Genomic DNA, 19,648 nt, shown 5'->3' with positions numbered 1-19,648 from the left:
TCAGGCGCCGTTCGCGTCGATCGCGGCCTGTAGGGACTCCCGGTACCCGTCGCTGGTGATGGTGGCGCCGGTGACCGTGTCGATGTCGGCGCTCTGCGCGGAGAGCGTGGACTCGATCAGCCGCGGCACGGCGGCCGTGGTCTGCGGATGGTTGGGCTGTCGCAGCAGGCGTACGGCGCTGATCTCGTCGCCCTCGAAGACCACTTCGACCTGCACAGGGCCCTTCTCGGTGTTGACGGTGGGGCCCTGGACGGTCTTCGCCGGGGTGGAGCCGGGCGACGGCTCCGAACCGGGCGACGTGGCAGACGGCGCCGGCGGCGGCGGGGCGGCGTCGACGGATGTCGTCGTACCGAGGGACGGTTCGTAGCGCCACAACGGGATCAGCGCGGCGGCGGTGAGCGCCAGGACGGGCAGGACTCGCTTCATCGTGTTCCTTCCCCCACTCTCTATCCGGCCAGGCTGAAGCGCTCGGCGTGGATCTGTTGCCTGGGCACGCCCAGTTGGCGCAGGGTGCGCAGCACCGCGGTGGTCATGCCGGGCGGTCCGCAGACGTAGACGTCCCGCTCGGTCACGTCCGGTACGAGCAGTGCGAGCTCGTGCGGGGCCAGCTTGTCCGGGGTGGACGGTCCGGTGATCAGGTGCAGTTGGGCGCCCTTGGCGTGGGCCAGTCCGGTCAACTCCTCGTACAGGACGGCGTCCTGGTCGGTGGCCACCCGGTAGATGAGTACGACATGGCCGTGCAGTTCTTCGAGGAGCGCGCGGACAGGGGTGATGCCGACGCCCCCAGCGACGAGCAGGGTGTCCGGGCGGGTGCGGTGCATCGTGGTGAAGGCGCCGTACGGGCCCTCGGCGAACACCCTGGTTCCCACCTTGAGTTGACGCAGCGCCGCCGTGCCGTCGCCCGCGGTCTTCGCGGTGAGCCTGAGCCGCGTGCCGTCGGGGGCCGCCGAGAGCGAGAAGGGGTTCGCCTGCCACCAGCGGTCCCTGGTCAGGAACCTCCAGAGGAAGAACTGGCCGGCGCGGGCGGGCAGCCGGTCCAGGTCCCGGCCCGATATGTAGATCGATACGACGCGGTCGGACTCGGGCACGACGGCCGTCACCCGCAGTCGGTGGCGCAGGTTGCGCCGGAGCGGAAGCACCACGCGGCCGGCGAGGACCGACCCGAGGGCGGCGCCCCACAGTGTGTACCAGTACGCCGTGGCGGTCGGCGACGCGGTGAACGTCGAGCCCGCGGCGACCTGGTGGGTGAAGGCCAGCACCACCGCGAGGTAGGTGTACAGGTGAATGAAGTGCCATGTCTCGTACGCCAGTCGGCGACGGGCGAAGCGCGCCGAGACGGCGCCGACCATGATGATCAGGGCCAGTGCGACGACGGCCCGCAGCACTCCCTCGACGGTCTGCGCGAGGTCGACGAGCTGGTCGACAGGGCCCATGGACGTTCCCTGGGCGTAGCCGAAGACGATGAACACCCCGTGCGCGAGCAGCAGCCACAGGAGGCCGAAGCCGACCCAGCGGTGCCAGGAGGTCAGCCGGTCCATGCCGATGCGGCGGTCGAAGAACGGGAGCCGGGCGACGAGCAGCAGTTGGAAGGCCATCAGCAGGGCGGCGTAGAGCCCGGCCAGGCGCCCCATCAGGATGAGGGCGTTCGAGGCGAACCCTGCCTGGAGGAAGAACCCGGTCACCACGGCGACGTTCGCCGCGAGCAGGGCGTACAGCCCGGCGCGGGCAACAGCCTTGGGGCGGACCGCCGGTGGGGGCGGCTGAACACGGTGAAGGGTCGTCACGGACGGCAACTCCTTGATCGGCGCCTGGGGACTCCGAGCCTGCCTGCCGGGAGCTGTCGTTTTCCTGTCGCCGAACTTTCAAGTGCTTATCGATGTGGCTGCCGGGCCGTCGGGTCGTAGGGCGGCGGCAGCCGCGTACAGCACTATGGGCGGGTGGAAAAAGTGCGCCTTCTCGTCGTCGACGACGACCCGCCCATCGCCGACCTCGTGGCGACGGTCGCCCGCTACGAGGGGTGGGAGGCGATGACCGCGCACTCCGGCGAGGACGCGTTGCTCCGGGCCGCGGAGTTCCGGCCGGACATCGTGGTGCTCGATCTGATGCTCCCGGGCCTGGACGGCTTCGCCGTGCTGGACCGGCTGCGGTCGTCCGGGACGATGGTGCCGGTCGTGTTCCTCACCGCGCGGGACGGCGTCTTCGACCGGGTCGCGGGCCTGACCCGGGGCGGCGACGACTATCTGGTCAAGCCGTTCGCCGTCGAGGAGTTGATGGCCCGGCTGCGGACCGTGCTGCGCCGTAGCGCCGGGCCGGGCTTCCAGCGCTCCGTACTGCGCGTGGCGGATCTGACGATGGACGAGGACACCCGCGAGGTACGTCTCGGCGACCGGCTCCTCACGCTCACCCCCACCGAGTACGAGGTGCTGCGCTATCTGATGCGCAAGTCGCCGACCGTACTGACGAAGGCTCAGATCCTCGACCATGTCTGGGAGTACGGCTTCGGGGGCCGCTCCAACGTCGTGGAGCTGGTCATCAGCCGGCTGCGCCGCAAACTCGACGAGCCGGACGACGGAGGTGCGCCGCTGATCCACACCGTGCGGGGCGTCGGGTACGTGGTGCGGCAGGTCGCCGAATGACCGGCCGTCTCACGCGGACGTACCGCAGGCTGCGCCTGGGCACCCGCCTCGCACTGGGGCTCGGCGTGCTCACGCTGGCCGTGTTCGCCGCCGTCGGCACCGCCCTGTCGACGTATATGCGGGACTATCTGGAGCACCAGCTGAACGACCAGATGGCGCTGGTCCAGGGCACCCAGGCCAAGGACGCCGCGGCGCACTGGACGGTGGAGCGCCAGCCGTACTACCGCTGGTACACCGCGGTGTACGACGTCACGGACGACCACGCGGTGCTGCGCAGGCCCAGCGCCGTACCGGCGGACGCCGGAAAGCTCTCCGCCGTCGCCGAGGTACAGCGCGACTCGGGGGCGAAGGAGGTCTTCCGCACCGCGTACATCGAGGGGCAGGGCGAGTACCGGCTGCGTGCCTGTGAGGTCAGCCCCGGGGTGGTCCTGGTCACCGCGGCGCCCATGCAGAACATCGAGGAGACCATGGACCAGCTGGTCACGGTCCAGGTCGTCGGCTTCTCGCTCGCTCTGGTCGGACTTGTGGTGCTGGGCCGTTCGCTGCTGCGGCGCGGACTCAAACCGCTCAGCGACATGGCACACACGGCCCGCGGGATCACCTCGCACGACTTCACCGACTCGGCACGGCTGCCGGTACGCGTCGACTCCGGCGACGGCGGCCCGGAGGTCGAGGAGTTGCGCACCGCGTTCAACACCATGCTGGAGCACATCGACGACTCGCTCGCCGTGCGCACCGAGGCGGAACAGCGCCTGCGCCGGTTCGTGGCGGACGCGTCGCACGAGCTGCGTACGCCGCTGATGTCGGTGCGCGGCTACGCGGACCTGTTCCAGTACGCGGCCGCCAACGAGCCCGCCGAACGGGACAGGCACCTGGCACGTCTGCGCGCCGAGGCGGCCAGGATGGGTCTCCTCCTGGACGACCTGCTGCTGCTCGCGCGCCTGGACGCCGCCGATGTGGAGGCACCGCTGCGGCTGGAGGAGACGGATCCGGCGGAGCTGCTGAACCAGGCGGCGGACGCGTTCCGCGCGGGCCGACCGGAGCACCCGCTGACCGTGAGGGTCGACGGCGGCCCGGTACGGATGCGGCTCGACCCCCTGCGTATCCGGCAGGTCCTGGACAACCTGCTGACCAACGCGGCCGTGCACACCCCCGCGGGCACACGGGTGTCGCTGGAGCTGGCCCTCTCCCCCGGCGCCGGGGTGGTACGCGTCGCCGACTCCGGCCCGGGAATTCCGGCCGACGACCACGAGCGGGTCTTCGACCGCTTCTACCGCCTCGACAAGTCCCGCACCCGCGACCGCGGCGGCAGCGGCCTGGGCCTCGCGGTGGCACGGTCGCTGATACAGGCGCACAACGGCACGATCGAGCTGGCCAGCCACCCGGGGTCGACGGTCTTCACCCTCCGGATCCCGCGCTGAGGGACCTAAGTCTTCTTTGACAGACTCAGGGGCGGCCCAGGAGCTTGATGACCTCCGCGAACGCCGCCATGTGCGGCTCCAGCACGCTGATGTACGTGATGCCGAACTGCTCGCGATAGCGCTCCAGCCGGTCCGCGATCTCCCGCGGCGACCCGATCAGCACACCGGGCAGCTGGGTGAGCCTGTCGTCCGGGAAGCCGCTGGCCCGGCGGACGACGGCGAGGTCGGCGGTGGCCGGGCTGCCGGCCACCGCGGCGACGAAGAGGTTCAGCTCGATCTCGGAGAACCGCTCGCCGGCGCCCTCCCGCAGGATTTCGACGCGGCGGGCCAGCGCGTCCTCGGGGGCCATGTTCGCCGTCACCCCGGCCATGATGGAGAAGCTGAAGATGTCGGCCTCCCGGCCGGCGAAGCGCAGCATGCGGTCACCGGCGCCGCCCAGCAGGATCGGCGGCCGTGGCGCGTCGGCTTCGGCGGCGAGCAGGGCTCGTGTCGCCGCGAGGGTCTCCGCCAGTTTGCTCAGCCGCTCGCCGCCTGTGCCGAAGGGCAGCCCGACGGCCTCGAACTCGGCCGGGACGTAGCCGGCGCCGAGACCCAGTTCGAGGCGGCCGTCGGTCAGGCGGTGCACGTCGGCGACGTCCCGGGCGAGGTAGGCGGGGCTTGCGATGCCGGCGTTGAGCACGAACGTGCCCAGCCGCATTCTCGTGACGTCGGCCGCCGACACCAGCGCCGGGAAGGGCGCGGCCGTGCCGAGGTGATCGGCGACCTGGAGCACGTCGTATCCCAGGTCCGCCGCCTCGCGGACCCGGGCGTGCCAGGAGGACCGTGAGCCGACGGTGAGGAGACTGACGCCGAAGCGGAACGGGCGAGGGGACTGGGACATCGCTGTCCTCCGTACTTGAGTCGCGTTCGTACTGAGTCGCGTTCGTACTTGAGTCGCGTTCGTACTTGGGCCGTGTCGCCGGTCAGGTGAGAGGCTGCTCGGTCCAGATCGTTTTTCCGCGGAGGCCGTAACGGCTGCCCCAGCGCGTCGTGCACTGGGCGACGATGAAAAGGCCCCGGCCTCCCTCGTCGGTGGCGTTCGCCCGGATCAGTCGCGGCTGCGTATTGCTGGAATCGGTGACCTCGCAGATGAGGACGTTGTCACGGATGAGGCGCACTCCGACCGGTCCGCCGGTGTACCGGACCGCGTTGGTGACAAGCTCGCTGACCACGAGTTCGGTGTCCAGAGCCTGGTCCTCCAGCCCCCACACCATGAGTTGATCCATGATGTCCCGTCGGGCGAGCGCCACCGAGTCAGGTTCGGCCGGATACTCCCAGCTCGCCACGGAGTCCGGGGGGACGGCGCGGGTCCGGGCGAGCAGGAAGGCGATGTCGTCGCCCGTGGGCTTGCTGCCGAGATCGCTGAGCAGTGAATTGCCCATCGCCTCCAGCGAGCGGCCCGGGTCGTTGAGGGAGTCGAGCCGGGAGCGGAGACGGTCCATGCCGGCCTCGGAATCCTGGTGGTCCGGTTCCAGCAAACCGTTCGTGTAGAGCACCAGTACGCTGCCGGGTTCGAGTTCCACGGTTTTGGACTCGAAGGGCACACCTCCCACGCCGAGCGGCGGGCCGGGCAGGACATCGATGAATTCCGTCGAGCCGCCGGGGTGCATCGCGACCGCGGGTAGCTGGCCGGCGCTCGCGAGCGTGCACTGGCGGGTGAGCGGGTCGTAGATGGCGTAGAGGCAGGTGGCGCCGACCGGATTCTGGTCGGTGGGCGCTTCCGCACCGAGGCGCTGAACGAGTTCGTCGACGTGCGCGAGAAGTTCCGCGGGGTCCAGTTCCAGATCCGCGAGAGTCTGTATGGCCGTGCGCAGGCGCCCCATCGTGGCGGTGGCGGAGAGGCCGTGGCCGACGACGTCGCCGATCACCAGGGCGACTCTGAGAGAGGGCAGCGTGATCACGTCGAACCAGTCCCCCCGGATGCCGGCCCCCCTGCCCGCCGGCCGGTAGATCCCCACGGTGGACACCGCGTCGGAGGACGTCGTCGCACTGGGCAGCAGCCGCTCCTGAAGCGTGACCGCCGCTCGCTGTTCACGGTTGTGGCGGCGGGCGTTGTCGATGCCGAGAGCGGCCCTGGAGGCGATTTCCGCCAGGAGTTTCCTCTCGTCCTCCTGAAAGGCCGCCGGGTCTTCGTCACGCCATACGGAGAGGGTGCCCAGGATGAGATCGCGCGCGATCAGCGGTGCCACCGTCACCGAATACGCGAAAGGCGGGACGAGTTGCTCCACGAGGTCGTCGTCGCCGAGAGCCGACACGACGGAGGCGCGATCCAGGGTGATGACCTCACCCATCTGGATCTCCCGTAGTGGCGTGCTGTCGGGCAGGACCGGATACGGCGCCCCCGGCATGAGGACCTTTCCCAGCCACGCTCCCGACGCCGAGGAAATGGCCGACCGCAGCAGATGTGGCCTGCCGCCGCCCACCATGCGCGGCGGCTCGTCGCCGACGACCACGGCTTCCGCGAGGTCGACGGTGACGAGATCGCCCAGATCGGGCACCAGCAGATCCGCCAACTCCTGTGCGGTCTCGCTTACTTCCAGGGACGATCCGATGCGAACAGAAGCATCGTGAACCCTGCTGAGACGTCGACGCCTGTCCTGCCATCTCCGGGCTTCGGGTCCACTCGTCGTGTGTTCGGCGAGGTCGCCGACGGCGACGTCGATCTCCCTCTGCGCGTGCGGCCCTTCCAGCATGGTCTCAATCTCTTCCCGGCTCCTCGCCGACGCGGTCCGCGCCGCCACCACCACGCACTCCGCGACGCCTGCCACCGGAACGACCCGGAATGCGATCTCCGCGGGGCGACTGTCCTCTTGTCGCAGATATGCGGTGTGTACTCCAGGGGTGCGCGGCTTGGGCCGTGCATCCGTGTCATACCCGGATTCCTCGGTCAGGAATTCATCGATCGAGTGGCCGCGAATATCCTCCGCGGCCCGGCCGATGAGTTCCGACGCCGCCCGCGAGCACCAGAAGATCAGACCGTCGCGCCGGATCGCGACGACTGCCGGAGTTCCCTTTTCCGTCACCTCACGCGGCGTCATTCTTGGCACCTCTTCGTGTGCGCTGGGCCGCCCAGACGACTTTTCCGTTCGTTGTACGGCGGAATCCCCAGCTGTCGGCCGAGCGAGCGACGATCAGAAGCCCGAACCCGTTCTCGTCCGGGGGCCCGGCCTGGCGTGGACGGGGTGAACCGGGTCCCGCGTCGGAGACCTCGCAGAGCAGGACGTCGTGGAGGACCAGGCGCAGCTCGATGGGCGGCACGGCGTGTGTGAGCGCGTTGGCGAGCAGTTCGTCCACGATCTGCTCGGTCGTCGCCACCAGGTCGTGCAGCCCCCAGGTCCGCAGCTGGGACGCGACTGTCGAGCGGGCCCGGGAGACGGCCGCGGGGTCGTTCGGTATGTCCCAGGAGACCACGTGGTCGGCGCTCACATCGCTGCACCGGGCCACCAGGAGGGTGGCGTCGTCGGTGAGCGTGCTCGTGTCAGCGATTCCCAGCGCGGCTTCGCAGAGTTCGCGCAGCGGGGCCAGGGGCGGTGTGAGTGCGCCCGCGAGGCGGTTCATTCCGACGTCGATGTCGTCGTCGCGCGTCTCGACCAGGCCATCGGTGTAGAAGGCGATGGTGCTCCCGTCGGGGAAGTCGATCTCGGCGGACTCGAAGGAGTTGACGCCCAGTCCCAGGGGCGTGCCGGTTGGGATGTCGGGGAATGCGGCGCCGTCCGCCGGGTCGACGACCACCGGAGGAGGGTGCCCGGCACTGGCGATTTCCAGCCGACGGCGGATCGGGTCGTGAACGGCGTACAGGCAGGTGGCTCCGATGGCGGTCGGGCCGAGCCCCTCCGCGCCTTCCTGGTTGAGGCGTACGACGGTACGGTCCAGGCGCGCCAGCAGTTCGCTCGGCGGCAGGTCCATCTCCGCGAGGGTCTGCACCGCCGTACGGAGCCGGCCCATGGTGGCCGCGGCGTTGATCCCGTGCCCCACCACGTCGCCGATGACCAGGGCGGTCCGGGCGCCGCTCAGGTGGATCACGTCGAACCAGTCGCCCCCGACCTTGCTGGCCATGTCCGCCGGCAGGTACCGCGCGTCGACCTCCATGGTGCTGCTTCCCACGAGGCGCTGCGGGAGCAGATGCCGTTGCAGGGCAAGGGCCGCGTCCGCCTCACGGGCGTATCTGCGGGCGTTGTCCAGGCTCAGCGACGCGCGTGCGATCAGTTCGTTCGCCAGCCAGAGGTCGTCCGCGTCGAACGGCGTCGGGTTGTCGTTGCGGACGAACACGACCACACCGAGCACGGCGCCGCGCGCTTCGATCGGAACGACGATCAGGGAGTGCATGCCGGTCTCGCGGATGACCCTGGCGCGCTGCGGGTCCTGTTCGAGCCAGTTGCCGGGCGTCATGTCCAGGACGCGTTCCATGATGGGGCGGCCGGACGACAGGGCCTTCGTGAAGGGGGACGACGGGGGAACGAACACGGGTTCGGCGGGGTCGAAGAGCGATTCCGGAGTTCCCTGGTGGATCGAGGCCACACCGGCGCGGCGGAAGACCGGTATCCGGCCGTCGTCCATTCCGAGCCGTTCGAGCGGTTCGCCGCCCAGAGGCACGGTGTCGACGAGGTCGACGGTGACGTAGTCGGCAAGCCGGGAGACCGCGTAATCGGCGAGTTCCTGCGCGGTGCGCATCACGTCCAGGGTGGTGCCGATCTTCTTGCCGGCCTCGCTGAGGGTGTCCAGGTGCTCCCGGTTGCGCCGTGCGCCGGTGACATCGGAGCGCAGGCCGCAGATGCCGAGCGGGGTGCCGTCGCCCCTCTCCAAGCGGAACAGCGAGATGGAGTACGTGTGACTCCGGTCCAGATCGTCCGGTATGCGCCTGGTGTACTCGTAGTCGAGGGCCGGACGGCCGGTTCGCAGGACGTCCTTCATCAACGACTCGAAGGACACCACGTCGAGCGCGTCGCCCAGCACTTCCTTGATGCTCCGTCCCACCCACTGGTCCCGGGGGATCCCGCTCTCGGATTCGAGCGCCTCATTGACCCAGAGGTAGCGCAGCCCCGTGTCCCAGATGGCCGTGGCCACCGGTGAGTACGTGACGACCGCGGCGGACACCGCCGCGTTCCACGCCGCCTGGGCGTTCGTCTGCGCGTTCGCCGCGACGACCAGCCACCCGTTCGGACGACCGTCGCCGGGCCCGGTCAGCGGTGAGACCCGGACCTCCAGGGACAGAGTGCCGCGCTCCCGGTGCCGGAACTTCAGCCGTCCCGACCAGTCCCCGCCCGTCGCGCGGTTCCGCTCCACCACGTCCGCCGCCACGGCCACGCCGTCCTCGGACGCGTCCAGCAGAAGGGCTCCCTGGCGGCCGACGACCTCGCCCGCCGAGTAGCCCAGCAGCCGCTGAGCGTGGCCCGACCACCCCGTAATGGCGCCCGCCTTGTCGAGCACCGCCACAGCGGCCTCGGCCATCACCGCGGTCGCACCGCTGGTCGAATCCTGTGCAGACGTCATCCCGTGCCTTCCGGAGCCGGTGCCGTTACCGGCGGCGAGAAGAGCGGGCACACCGAGCACCCCAGGGCCCGCTTCGGGCCATGTCGCGACGGCCTCGGATTCGGCTCGCTCATTTCTTCGAAAGCCTCGGCCGCCGATCAACCGATACTCAATCTTCGAGCCTAGGACAGGTCGGACCGGCTGGCGAATGGTCCGGTGACGGCGCTCGATGGACCCTTTGTCCCCGCGATTCGGCGTCGAAGGCCAGTTGTCGTGCCGCTGTTCAGCGCGGGCCGGACCGCCGTGCCTGGCGGGTGGCGGCTCGTGGGTCGCCGTCGACGGGCCGGCCGTGGCCGGGCAGGAGTCGCGTCACGTCGGTCAGCTCGTCCACGCGGTCGAGGGCGGCCAGGGCCGCGCCGCTGTCGTGGGTGAAGCCCCGGCAGACCAGGGAGGGGCCGGTGCGGCCGGTCAGGCCGTCGTGGGTGACCAGGGCGTCGCCGGTGAAGAGCAGGCCACGCTCGGGGAACAGGTACGCGGTGCTGCCCGGGGTATGGCCGGGCAGCGCGACGGCCCGCGGCGCACCGGGCACATCCTCCAGCCGCCGATCGGCCCCGAAGACACGGACACCGGGCACGGCGGGCGCCGTGAAGGCTCCCTTGCGGGCGAGGTGCAGCGGGGTGGTGATCGCGGCGGGGCGACGCAGCAGGTAGGGCAGCATGGAACGCTCCGGCCTGGCATGACGCAGAGCGCTGCGCGGACCGTCGCGAAGGATGGCGGCGTCCTGCTGATGGACCCAGATGTCCGCCCCGGCCTGTTGAAGAGGGTGGGCCAGGCCGGTGTGGTCGGGGTGGCCGTGGGTGAGGAGTACGGCGCGAATGTCGGCCAGGGAGCGGCCCGAGGCGGCCAGGTGCGCGTTCAGCTGCCCGAGGTGGGCCGGCAGCCCCGCATCGACGAGCACCAGGCCGTCGGGGTCCTCGACGAGGTAGAAGTTGACGACGCGGTCGCCGAGCCGGTCGACGCCCGGAGCGACACTCCGGGGCGAGCGGGGAGCGGTGCGGGGCATACGGACCTCCGGCGTCGCGGGCGGACCACACTTTCGTTACAGTCGACTGTAATGTATCTGGAAGGGAGGTGCCCCGTGGCGCCTGATACTCCGCGCAGGCCGTACGACGCCGGCCGCCGGCAGCAGGCCGCGCGCCGCAACCGGGCCGCGATGCTGGCGGCGTGCCGGGACCTGCTCTTCGTCGACGGATATCAGGCCACCACCGTCCGCGCGGTCGCCGAGCGCGCCGGGGTCTCTCCCGAGACGCTCTACAAGGCGTTCGGCGGCAAGCCCGGACTGGTCAAGGCGCTGTGGGACATCACCCTGGCCGGAGACGACGAACCCCTGGCCATGGCCGAGCGCCCCCAGCTCGGGGAGGTCTGGGAAACCCGCGATCCGCACGCCAAGCTCCGGCTCTACGCGACGTTCGTCCGGGGCGTCCACGAACGGCTCGCGCCACTGTTCGCGCTGCTCACCCGGGCGGGCCCCGAGGTCGGGGAGGTGCTGGCGGTCAGCGAGCGGGAACGAATGACCGGCGTCACCGCCTTCGTCGCCCATCTCGCCGACACGGCCGTCCTGCGGCCGGGCTCCGACACCGCCCACCTCGCCGACGCCTGCTGGGCCCTGACCGGGCCGCAGCTCTTCACCCAGCTCACCGCCGACCGGGACTGGCACCCCGGCACCTACGAGACCTGGCTGACCTCCGTGCTCACCACCACGCTTCTGAAGCCGTCCTGAGCGGCCATACGATTAGATGGTGCGGGCTCACTTGAGCGCAGAGTCATCACTGGGCATATACATGTGTCCTTGATCACAGTCGACGTGACGGTGCGTTCCGTCGGCCTGATGCGGCCTGCGCGCAGCGCACGCAGGTACGCGCCGCCGCCCGCACCTCCAGCCGCTCGGCCGGGATCGCCTCGCCGCACACCTCGCAGCGCCCGTACTCGTCCTGCTCCAGGCGTTCCAGCGCCTGGTCCAGCGCGAGCACCTCTTCGCGCGCCCGCGCGAGGAGGGAGGCGACATGGGCGCGCTCGAAGGCGGTGCTCGAACCGTCTGGATCATGCTCGTCGTCTACTGCGACCAGGGCGTTCGCCTCGACGATCGCGTCGAAATCGCGCTGCAGCGCCGCGATCCGCGCCTGTGTGTCGGCGCGCTGGGCGGACAGCCGTGCGCGAACCGACTCGTGATCAGCGGGGACCTGATGACTCACGAGGGCGAGAACGCCGACCCGCGCCGACGCATTCCGACCGTCCGGCCGGCTCTGCCCCGACCTGCGGTTTCCCGAGCCTCCGGCCCACGGTTCTCCGAGCTCCGGTTGTACGCGGAGCCGCGGGGCCGGTGCGCCGGTCACTGGGCGGCCGGCGGCACCACTCCTTCGTCCCCCGCCCGCAACGTGCCGACCTCGGGGGTGCGGAAGCGCGCGGTGTCCCCCGCACCCCTCGGCGGGCCGATCGCCTCACATGCTCTTTGGGCACCGTCCGGCAGAGGTGCGTCAGCGCGGGGTCTCAGTGCAGAGACTTCAGCACCCGCGCGGAACGGCGTGATGTCCCCGCCCCGCCCGGCCGGGACCTTCGCCGGCCACTCGGGGTCGGCGGTCAGCGCCCGGCCCACGGCCACCACGTCGAACTCGTCGCTCCAACCCCAGCAACCGGTCGATCGGGGTGACAGCGGAGTCCTTGCCCTGGAACGAGGCGACGAACTCACTGTCCACCGGCGAGGTTCAGGTCGGAGACGTAGAACTCCGGCAGCCAGTAGCGGCGAGTGGACGCGTGGAACACATCGACACCGGCCCGTGTACGGACCGGATCTTGCCCGTTGTGGGCAGCGGCGCATCGCAGCAGGTCACGGACCGAGGAGGTCCCTTCCGCGACATTTTGATGCGCGAGTGCTGCCGCACCCCGTCTGACCTGCTATTTAGCGGGTCAGGGAGGGGTGCGGCGGCATCTCCGGGACTTCTCCGGGACTTTGGGCCCACAGCGGGCTACGAGCCACGCTCCACAGGCTCTGCCGACCGGCCACGGCTACGCGAGATCGCGTCGATGGCGGCGCCGCCTCGTGCGCCGCCTCCTGCGCCGGCTCGTGCGCCGCCTCGGGGCAGGAAGTGGGAGAGACCGCCGGCATGAGCCGCGCCTCGACCAAGGCCGTGCTCACGGCACGAGGGCGTCGAGATCGATGTCGAGGGGGAATGGGACAGAGACCTTGAGCCGGCTGCGGTGGATCCCAGTCGCCACGTAGGAACTGGTCATGGCATCGAGTTCGTAGGTGTGGACGGTGGGCGCTCCGGCCTCGTCCTCGATGCGCCAGAAGTGCGTGATCTCGGCTTTGGCGTACTTGAAGGGTTTCATGGATCGGTCACGGTCCGCCGACTCCTCCGAGACGACCTCGACCACGAGGGCGACGTCCTCCGGTGCGTACCAGGTGCGGTCAGGATCGTATGCGGCGGTGGAGACCAGGATGTCGGGCTCGGGGCGGCTCTTCCGGTCGAGGCGGACGGTCATCTCGCGCTCGGCCTCGAAGCCCGCGGGAGCTGCCTGTCGCAGGGCGAAGGTGAGGTTCTCCACGAGCCGGGAGTGCCACGACCGCTGCGGCGACATCATGAAGATAAGGGCTCCGTCGATGAGTTCGGTGTGCCGCGGCGCTTGGGGAAGACTGTCGAGGTCGTCCGCCTCCCAGCCGCTCGGCCTGGGCGGGATCATCCAGTCGGGAAGTTCGGCGGTCACGGGCTTCCTCCACGCGCCTTCAGAAAATGGTCCAGGGGCCTTGATCCCGGGACGCTGACACGGGCCACGCATCGCGTGACAGCCTAGTTGATGGCGTCGCACGGTGAGCAGAACCTGACGCGGTGGGGGGGGGACGCCACTGCCCTTACCTGACAGCAGGCCGCAGGCGCCGCCAGACTGTTCGAAGACCCCGATTTCACATGTTCGCCCGCGGGCCGTGATGGACGTGATCAAGGGCCATGCACCGGCCGACCTGCCCGCGCGGACGGTGCTCGCCGCCTGGCAGATGCTGTTCCTGGCAGTCCCCGTGGTCTACGACCTTCGCCTCGGCGGGAAGGATGTTCAGTCAGCTGGGAAGCGAGGCCCTTGGCTGGCTGTCCGTCGAAAATCGCGGCGCGCCGTCGTCGTCGGCGATCCTCTCCAGCAACCCGTTGTCACCCTTCCGTGGACCGGCCAGCAACGCCGCCTCCATGGAGCGTATGGATGGATGTGTGCTCGCTGCCGGGCGAGGGCCCTACCACCGTCGCCGGTCCAGCCGTTGGTCTCCTTGAGTCGCAGGTCAGAACGGGCTTGTTGGCCTAACTGGCCTCTTGACCGCATCCATGGAGGGAAACAGGTCGAGCGAGCAACGGGGGCCGAGAACCCCCGGTCAGGCGTCCTTCTTCACCGGCTCCAGGATCGCCACGCACTCCACGTGATGCGTCATCGGGAACAGGTCGAACGCCCGCAGCGTGCGCGGTTTGTAGCCCGCGTCGCGGAAGTACGCCAGGTCGCGGGAGAGCGCCGCCGGGTCGCAGGCCACGTAGGCGATGCGGCGGGCGCCCAGGCCCGCGAGGTGGGTGACGACCTGTTTGCCCGCGCCCGCGCGTGGGGGGTCCAGGACGATCAGGTCCGTCTCGGTGATCTGGGTGCGCGGTAGGACCGTGTCGACCTTGCCGTGTTCGATGCGGACCCGGGGGAGGTCCTGGAGGTTGTACTGGGCGTCCTCCGCCGCGCGCCTGCCGGATTCGATGCCCAGCACCGCGCCCGTCTCGCCGACGCGCTGGGCGATCGCCCCCGCGAAGAGGCCCACCCCGCAGTAGAGGTCCAGGGCCGTCTCGCCCTTGCGGGGCATCAGGCCCTGCATCACGGCCTCCACCAGGACCTCGGGGGCCTTCGGATGGACCTGCCAGAAGCCGCCCATGCCGATGCGCCAGGTGCGGTCGTCGGCGCGTTCGCGGACGAAGGCGCGGCCGTGGACCCGGTGCACTCCCCCGTCGTGCTCCTCCACGCGCAGGACGGACACCGGCTTGTCCAGCTCGACCAGCGGGAGCCGGCCACCCTTGACGGGGGCGAGGATCACCTGGCGGTCGCCGGAGCCGGAGGCCGCGATCGCCTCGACCGAGGCCATCTGCGGCCATTCACGCTTCTCGACGCCCAGTTCGCTGACGCCCGCGGAGGCGATCATGCAGTGGTCGACGGGCTGTACCTCGTGCGAGCGGTGCTTGCGCAGTCCGGCCCGGCCGTCGGCGTCGACGGCGTACTGCACGCGGGTACGCCACTGGGGCACCTCGCCGGCGGGCAGCTTGTCGCCGGGCGCGGGCATGACCGTGCCGTCCCAGCCCGCCTCCTCGGGCGTGAGCCCGGCCAGCCGCTGGAGCTGCTCGGTGATGACCTCGCCCTTGAGGCGCCGCTGCGCGCCGGGCTTGGCGTGCTGCCAGTCGCAGCCGCCGCACATGCCGGGGCCCGCGTACGGGCAGGGGGCCTCGACGCGGTCCTTGGAGGCGTCCAGGATCTCGACCGCGTCGGCGCGCAGATACCGCGAGCCCTCGTCGCCGTCCGTCACGCGGGCGATGATCTTCTCGCCGGGCAGCGTGTGCCGTACGAAGAGCACCCGGCCCTCGTCGGTGCGGGCGATGCAGTGGCCGCCGTGCGCGACGGGACCGACCTCGACCTCGTACTCCTCCCCGACCAGCGAAGCCCGCTCCGGGGCAGAAGCCTGCTCGGGAGCGGGAGCCTGCTCCGAAGGCCGCGGTTCTGTCTGCATGAGGGGCTGGGCTCCAAAAGGTCAAAGGGGTGGCCGGCCAGAGGCGGACGGACGGCAGCCAGCCAGTCTACGTGCGGGCGGCACCGGCCATCGCCACAGCGAACCCTCAGGGCTTCCCTCAGGGCTTCTCCGTCGGCTCCTTCTTCGCCCGCGTGTCCACCGGCCCCCGCCGCACCGCGCCCGGCGCGTTCCACTCCGCGCGCCGCCTCGCCCTCTTCTTCGCGACCTCGGAGGACTCCAGCTGGTACGGCACCGAGGTCACCATCACGCCCGGCGTGAAGAGCAGACGCCCCTTGAGCCGCAGCGCGCTCTGGTTGTGCAGCACCTGCTCGAACCAGCGGCCGACCACGTACTCGGGGATGAAGATGCTGATCACGTCGCGCGGGTTCTCGCTGCGCAGGCCCCGTACGTACTCGATGACCGGCCGGGTGATCTCCCGGTAAGGGGAGTCGAGGATTTTCAGCGGCACATTGATACCGCGCCGCTCCCACTCGTCCCTGAGCTGCTTCGTCTCGACGGGGTCGACATTGATACTGAGCGCCTCCAGCCGGTCCGACCGCGTCAGTTTGGCGAACGCGAGGGCGCGCAGCGTCGGCTTGTGGAGCTTGGAGACCAGCACGATGGTGTGCACGCGGGACGGCCGTACGCCGTCTTCGCCGGGGCTCTCCGCCGCCGCGATCTCCCGCGCCACATGGTCGTAGTGCCGGCGGATCGCGGTCATCGTCCCGTAGAAGATCACCATGCCGAGCAGCGCGACCCACGCCCCGTGCGTGAACTTGGTGGCGAGGACGACGATCAGGACGAGCCCGGTGAAGAAGGCGCCGAAGGTGTTGATCGCGCGGGAGCGGATCATGTGGCGGCGCTTGGCCTTGTCGCGCTCGGTGCGCAGATGGCGGTTCCAGTGCCGGACCATGCCCGTCTGGCTGAGGGTGAAGGAGACGAAGACGCCGACGATGTAGAGCTGGATCAGCTTGGTCGAGTCCGCCCCGTATATCCAGACCAGCAGGATGGCGGCGCCGGCCAGCAGCACGATGCCGTTGGAGAAGGCGAGGCGGTCGCCGCGGGTGTGGAGCTGGCGCGGCAGGTAGCGGTCCTGCGCGAGGATCGAGCCGAGGAGCGGGAAGCCGTTGTACGCGGTGTTGGCGGCCAGGAACAGCACGAGCGCGGTGGCCGCGGCGAGCAGGACGAAGAAGAAGGTGTCCGCGCCGAAGACGGCGGCGGCGACCTGGGTGATGACCGGGTTCTGGACGTAGCCGTCACCGACCGGCACCCCGTCGCGGAGCAGGTCCTTGCCCGGGAACTCGGCCATCTTCACATCGGTGGCCATGGCCAGGCCGATGATGCCGCAGAACATGGTGACGGCCAGGGTGCCCATCAGCGCGAGGGTCGTCGCGGCGTTCTTGCTCTTGGGCTTACGGAAGGCGGGGACGCCGTTGCTGATGGCCTCGACGCCGGTGAGGGCCGCGCAGCCGGAGGAGAACGCGCGCAGCAGCAGGAAGACCAGCGCGAACCCGGCGAGGCCGCTCTCCTCCGCCTTGATCTCGAAGTGGGCCGTGGGCGCCCGCATGCTGTCGTTGAGCACGAGCCCGCGGTAGGCGCCCCACACGATCATGATGAAGACGCCGGTGACGAAGATGTACGTGGGAATGGCGAAGAGCTTGCCCGACTCCCTGACGCCGCGCAGATTCATCAGCGTCAGGATGACGATTATCCCGATCGCGCACATGATCTTGTTCTCGATGACGAAGGGGATCGCCGAGCCGAGATTCTCCACGCCGGAGGAGATGGAGACGGCCACGGTCAGCACGTAGTCGACGAGCAGGGCGCTCGCGACGGTCAGACCGGCCTTGGGGCCGAGGTTGGTGTTGGCGACCTCGTAGTCGCCGCCGCCGCTCGGGTAGGCGCGCACGTTCTGCCGGTAGGAGGCGACGACGGTGAACATCAGGACCACGACGGCCAGTGCGATCCACGGGCTGAAGTGGTACGCCGACGCGCCCGCGATGGAGAGCACCAGGAGGACTTCCCCCGGCGCGTAGGCCACCGAGGAAAGCGGGTCGGAGGCGAAGACAGGTAGTGCGATGCGTTTCGGAAGGAGCGTTTCTCCCAGCCTGTCGCTACGCAGCGCCCTGCCGATCAGGATCCGTTTGGGCACGTCGGTCAGTTTCGGCACGTTGAGGATCGTAAGCCGTCCGACATGGGGCGTAGCAAGCACCACCCCGCCCTGGTCAGGGCGGGGGTCCCGGCGCCCCCTCTGTGTCACGGTCGGCGACGCCAAGACTCCGTTAAGGCGTCGGACGCGCTCCGGAGCACGCCCCTCCGCCGGCCTTTCCGCAGCCCCTTCCGCGGGCCTTTCCGCAGCCCCTTCCGCGGGCCTTTCCGCAGCCCCTTCCGCGGGCCCTTTCCGGCGTCCGTCCCGCCGGTCCGTCGCCGCCTCCGGAGAGCCGCCCCGGCCACCGGAACCGGCGCCCCGGATCCAGCGCGGGCACGGGCACCGTACGGACCGCCGGGCGGGCTACCCGATCTCGCGCGTCATCTTCTCCATCGACGCGACGGAGCCCCGGGCCCGCGTCAGTTCGCCGAGCGTGCGGCGGTGCAACTCGACGTTTTTTCCCAGCAGTTGCGCGTACTCCACGGCAAGTTGCTTGTACTGCTCCTCGCGCGCGACGCGCGCCAGGTCACCGCGACCTGCCGGACGACCACGATGAGGAACCGAAGCACTTTCAGCAACTCGTCGCCGGTCGGGACATATCGCATCGCAGCCCCCTTCCTCTCAGGGTGTCCCCCGACGCCTCCCCGACACGGGTGACGGCAGGTCGGGCGGAGACGCATAAGCTCATCTCCGGGCGGCGCCCCGTACGGTTGTCCCGTCCGTGGCCCGGCGCGCGGAGAAGGAAGAGTGAACCAGGTGTTTACGCAGGTCAGCTCGGCGAACAGGACTGCGGGGTAAAGAGGACGTGCACATCGTCATCATGGGCTGCGGCCGAGTGGGAGCCGCACTCGCCACCAGCCTGGAGAGGCAGGGGCACACGGTCGCCGTCATCGACCAGGACCCCACGGCGTTCCGCCGGCTCGGCTCCGGCTTCGGCGGGCGGCGAATCAACGGCGTCGGCTTCGACCAGGACACCCTGCGCGACGCGGGCATCGAGGACGCCGGCGCGTTCGCCGCGGTCAGCAGCGGCGACAACTCGAACATCATCGCCGCCCGGGTGGCCCGCGAGATGTTCGGCATCGAGAACGTGGCCGCGCGCATCTACGACCCCCGGCGTGCCGAGGTCTACCAACGGCTCGGCATCCCCACCGTGGCGACCGTCCGCTGGACCGCCGACCAGATGCTCCGGCGGCTGCTGCCGTCCGGCGCGGAGCCGCTCTGGCGCGACCCGAGCGGTGGCATACAGCTCGCCGAGGTCCACGCGTCGGCCGCCTGGATCGGCCACAAGATCAGCACCCTCCAGGAGGAGACGGGCGTCCGCGTCGCGTTCCTCACCCGGCTCGGCGAGGCCATACTGCCCACGTCGCAGACGGTGCTCCAGGAGGGCGACCTCGTCCACGTGATGATGCGTACGGACGACATCCAGAAGGTCGAGGCGGCTTTCGCCGAGGGCCCTGAGGAGGGCGGTCACTGATGCGCGTCGCGATTGCCGGAGCAGGCGCGGTGGGTCGTTCCATCGCGGGCGAACTGCTGGAGAACGGCCACGAGGTCCTGCTGATCGACAAGGCGCCCACCGCCATCTCGGTCGAGCGGGTGCCGATGGCGGAATGGCTGCTGGCCGACGCGTGCGAGATCACCTCGCTGGACGAGGCGGCGCTACAGCGCTGCAACGTCGTGATCGCGGCGACCGGCGACGACAAGGTCAACCTGGTCGTCTCGCTGCTGGCCAAGACGGAGTACGGCGTACCGAGGGTGGTCGCCCGCGTCAACAACCCGAAGAACGAGTGGCTGTTCAACGAGTCGTGGGGCGTCGACGTCGCGGTCTCGACACCGCGCCTGATGTCGGCGCTGGTGGAGGAGGCGGTGAGCGTCGGCGATCTCGTACGGCTGCTGCGCTTCAGCCACGGCGACGCGAACCTGGTGGAGCTGACGCTGCCGCCGGAGTCTGCGGTGACGGGGACGCAGGTGGGGGACGTGACCTGGCCGGAGGACACGTCGCTGGTGACGATCATCCGGGGCTCACGGGTGCTGACGCCGCACGCGGAGGAGACGCTGGAGGCGGGGGACGAGCTGCTGTTCGTGGCGGCGCAGGCACGCGAGGAACAACTGGAGGACCTGCTGTCGGTCCGCCGCGAGGACGCGTAAC

At 70.1% G+C, this 19,648-nt stretch carries 15 protein-coding genes and 2 pseudogenes; 5 read left to right on the top strand and 12 right to left on the bottom strand.

What is annotated here, in order from left to right; all coding sequences use genetic code 11:
- Both ACIBBB_RS28210 and ACIBBB_RS28205 read right to left on the bottom strand, forming a co-directional pair.
- The gene (locus ACIBBB_RS28210; RefSeq protein ID WP_398986774.1) at positions 1-426 is read right to left on the bottom strand and encodes an FMN-binding protein; all 426 of its coding nucleotides are present in this window, start codon (positions 424-426) and stop codon (positions 1-3) included.
- A gap of 20 nt (positions 427-446) precedes the next feature.
- Positions 447-1,784, bottom strand: a complete 1,338-nt coding sequence (locus ACIBBB_RS28205) for a ferric reductase-like transmembrane domain-containing protein (protein ID WP_398986772.1) — start codon at positions 1,782-1,784, stop codon at positions 447-449.
- A 153-nt stretch (positions 1,785-1,937) separates the two neighbouring features.
- Between ACIBBB_RS28205 and ACIBBB_RS28200 the strand changes: the two genes are divergently transcribed.
- Positions 1,938-2,636 (top strand): response regulator transcription factor, encoded by a 699-nt coding sequence (locus ACIBBB_RS28200; RefSeq protein WP_398986770.1) that lies wholly within the window; start codon positions 1,938-1,940, stop codon positions 2,634-2,636.
- On the top strand, positions 2,633-4,057 hold the full coding sequence (locus ACIBBB_RS28195) for a sensor histidine kinase (protein ID WP_398986768.1): 1,425 nt from the start codon (positions 2,633-2,635) through the stop codon (positions 4,055-4,057). Before ACIBBB_RS28200 ends, ACIBBB_RS28195 begins: the two co-directional genes overlap by 4 nt.
- A gap of 25 nt (positions 4,058-4,082) precedes the next feature.
- On the opposite strand, the gene ACIBBB_RS28190 is transcribed toward ACIBBB_RS28195, so the two are convergent.
- From ACIBBB_RS28190 to ACIBBB_RS28175, 4 genes are all read right to left on the bottom strand, one after another.
- Complete coding sequence (locus tag ACIBBB_RS28190; RefSeq protein WP_398986766.1) at positions 4,083-4,937, bottom strand: TIGR03621 family F420-dependent LLM class oxidoreductase; 855 nt, start codon at positions 4,935-4,937, stop codon at positions 4,083-4,085.
- Between the two features lie 82 nt (positions 4,938-5,019).
- A complete protein-coding gene (locus tag ACIBBB_RS28185; RefSeq protein WP_398986764.1) occupies positions 5,020-7,134 on the bottom strand; it encodes a SpoIIE family protein phosphatase in 2,115 nt (704 codons plus the stop codon).
- Positions 7,121-9,586 (bottom strand): SpoIIE family protein phosphatase, encoded by a 2,466-nt coding sequence (locus tag ACIBBB_RS28180; RefSeq protein ID WP_398986762.1) that lies wholly within the window; start codon positions 9,584-9,586, stop codon positions 7,121-7,123. Before ACIBBB_RS28180 ends, ACIBBB_RS28185 begins: the two co-directional genes overlap by 14 nt.
- Positions 9,587-9,848: 262 nt before the next feature.
- A complete protein-coding gene (locus ACIBBB_RS28175; RefSeq protein WP_398986760.1) occupies positions 9,849-10,628 on the bottom strand; it encodes an MBL fold metallo-hydrolase in 780 nt (259 codons plus the stop codon).
- A gap of 75 nt (positions 10,629-10,703) precedes the next feature.
- Between ACIBBB_RS28175 and ACIBBB_RS28170 the strand changes: the two genes are divergently transcribed.
- Complete coding sequence (locus ACIBBB_RS28170; protein ID WP_398986758.1) at positions 10,704-11,345, top strand: TetR/AcrR family transcriptional regulator; 642 nt, start codon at positions 10,704-10,706, stop codon at positions 11,343-11,345.
- A 73-nt stretch (positions 11,346-11,418) separates the two neighbouring features.
- Here the strand turns inward: ACIBBB_RS28170 and ACIBBB_RS28165 are convergent, their stop codons facing one another.
- The 6 genes and pseudogenes from ACIBBB_RS28165 to ACIBBB_RS28140 all read right to left on the bottom strand — a co-directional run bounded on the left by ACIBBB_RS28165 (position 11,419) and on the right by ACIBBB_RS28140 (position 18,107).
- The gene (locus ACIBBB_RS28165) at positions 11,419-11,817 is read right to left on the bottom strand and encodes a TraR/DksA family transcriptional regulator (RefSeq protein ID WP_398986756.1); all 399 of its coding nucleotides are present in this window, start codon (positions 11,815-11,817) and stop codon (positions 11,419-11,421) included.
- A gap of 311 nt (positions 11,818-12,128) precedes the next feature.
- A pseudogene (locus tag ACIBBB_RS28160) lies at positions 12,129-12,397 on the bottom strand (12-oxophytodienoate reductase); the annotation flags it as partial.
- Positions 12,398-12,754: 357 nt separating this feature from the next.
- Positions 12,755-13,327 (bottom strand): Uma2 family endonuclease, encoded by a 573-nt coding sequence (locus ACIBBB_RS28155; RefSeq protein ID WP_398986754.1) that lies wholly within the window; start codon positions 13,325-13,327, stop codon positions 12,755-12,757.
- Positions 13,328-13,976: 649 nt separating this feature from the next.
- The gene (locus tag ACIBBB_RS28150) at positions 13,977-15,353 is read right to left on the bottom strand and encodes a class I SAM-dependent RNA methyltransferase (RefSeq protein WP_398986752.1); all 1,377 of its coding nucleotides are present in this window, start codon (positions 15,351-15,353) and stop codon (positions 13,977-13,979) included.
- 118 nt (positions 15,354-15,471) lie between these two features.
- On the bottom strand, positions 15,472-17,523 hold the full coding sequence (locus ACIBBB_RS28145; protein ID WP_398986750.1) for an APC family permease: 2,052 nt from the start codon (positions 17,521-17,523) through the stop codon (positions 15,472-15,474).
- 342 nt (positions 17,524-17,865) lie between these two features.
- Positions 17,866-18,107: pseudogene (locus ACIBBB_RS28140) on the bottom strand (hypothetical protein).
- Positions 18,108-18,307: 200 nt separating this feature from the next.
- Between ACIBBB_RS28140 and ACIBBB_RS28135 the strand changes: the two are divergent.
- Complete coding sequence (locus ACIBBB_RS28135) at positions 18,308-18,976, top strand: potassium channel family protein (protein WP_398986748.1); 669 nt, start codon at positions 18,308-18,310, stop codon at positions 18,974-18,976.
- Positions 18,976-19,647: a TrkA family potassium uptake protein gene (locus tag ACIBBB_RS28130; protein ID WP_023538137.1), complete on the top strand. Its 672-nt coding sequence runs from the start codon at positions 18,976-18,978 to the stop codon at positions 19,645-19,647. The genes ACIBBB_RS28135 and ACIBBB_RS28130 overlap by 1 nt, the downstream gene beginning before the upstream one ends.
- The last annotated feature ends 1 nt before the right edge of the window (position 19,648 follow it).

Source organism: Streptomyces sp. NPDC051217 (assembly GCF_044455465.1).
Lineage (GTDB): Bacteria > Actinomycetota > Actinomycetes > Streptomycetales > Streptomycetaceae > Streptomyces.
Note: the sequence above shows the minus strand (reverse complement) of the source record. Positions and strands in the feature narration are given on the sequence as shown.

Excerpts from the sequence above, each read along its gene's own strand:
- ACIBBB_RS28210 (WP_398986774.1), bottom strand. The coding sequence starts at position 426 with ATGAAGCGAGTCCTGCCCGTCCTGGCGCTCACCGCCGCCGCGCTGATC.
- ACIBBB_RS28195 (WP_398986768.1), top strand. The coding sequence starts at position 2,633 with ATGACCGGCCGTCTCACGCGGACGTACCGCAGGCTGCGCCTGGGCACC.
- ACIBBB_RS28190 (WP_398986766.1), bottom strand. The coding sequence starts at position 4,937 with ATGTCCCAGTCCCCTCGCCCGTTCCGCTTCGGCGTCAGTCTCCTCACC.
- ACIBBB_RS28185 (WP_398986764.1), bottom strand. The coding sequence starts at position 7,134 with ATGACGCCGCGTGAGGTGACGGAAAAGGGAACTCCGGCAGTCGTCGCG.
- ACIBBB_RS28180 (WP_398986762.1), bottom strand. The coding sequence starts at position 9,586 with ATGACGTCTGCACAGGATTCGACCAGCGGTGCGACCGCGGTGATGGCC.
- ACIBBB_RS28175 (WP_398986760.1), bottom strand. The coding sequence starts at position 10,628 with ATGCCCCGCACCGCTCCCCGCTCGCCCCGGAGTGTCGCTCCGGGCGTC.
- ACIBBB_RS28150 (WP_398986752.1), bottom strand. The coding sequence starts at position 15,353 with ATGCAGACAGAACCGCGGCCTTCGGAGCAGGCTCCCGCTCCCGAGCAG.
- ACIBBB_RS28130 (WP_023538137.1), top strand. The coding sequence starts at position 18,976 with ATGCGCGTCGCGATTGCCGGAGCAGGCGCGGTGGGTCGTTCCATCGCG.